General features: G+C 55.4%; 1 protein-coding gene. It reads left to right on the top strand.

Features of this window, described 5'->3' with window-relative positions; genetic code table 11:
- Nucleotides 1–708: IS630 family transposase (locus Q668_RS16090; protein WP_022990653.1), on the top strand; the 708-nt coding region annotated here is incomplete at both ends.

The following is a 708-nucleotide window of genomic DNA, read 5'->3' on the forward strand; positions in this document are numbered from 1 at the left end:
AGTGGTGATCAAAGCTTTGGGCATGAGTCGAGCCCGGATTTATGAGTGGCTTGCAGCCTACCGCGAGGGCGGCTTTGAAGCGCTTAAAGCCAAGCAGATTTCCGGTCGTCCCAAGAAGTTGAGCGGCGAACAGATTCGGGAGCTGTATACCTGGATTACCACCTTCACGCCGGACCAACTGAAGTTTAATTTCGCCCTGTGGACCCGGGGTCGTGTGCGTGAATTGATCCGGCAAAAGTTCAACGTGCGACTGAGCGATGTGTCCGTCGGTCGCCTGCTTCGCAACCTGGGGCTGACGCCTCAAAAGCCGCTGCATCGGGCGTACCAGCAGAAGCCGGAGGCTGTGAAGCAGTGGAAGGAAGAGACCTACCCAGAGATTCGCAAAGAAGCCAAGAAGGTTGGCGCTACGATCTACTTTGGCGATGAGGCTAGCATTCGCTCCGACTACCACAGTGGGACTACCTGGGCGCCCATTGGAGAGACGCCAGTTATTCGCAATACCGGAAGCCGTTTCAGCATTAACATGATTTCTGCCATTTCACCCCGCGGCGAACTGCGCTTCAAAACGATCAAGGGAAACATGAACACCGATGCCTTCATCGGGTTCCTCAAAGCACTGGTCCAGGATTCCGAAAAGCCGGTGTTCCTGATCCTCGACAATCACCCGGTGCATCATGCTCGCCGGGCTCGAGACTATGTTGAGAGTCT

The organism is Marinobacter sp. ES-1 (assembly GCF_000475255.1).
In the GTDB taxonomy this organism is placed as follows: domain Bacteria; phylum Pseudomonadota; class Gammaproteobacteria; order Pseudomonadales; family Oleiphilaceae; genus Marinobacter; species Marinobacter vinifirmus.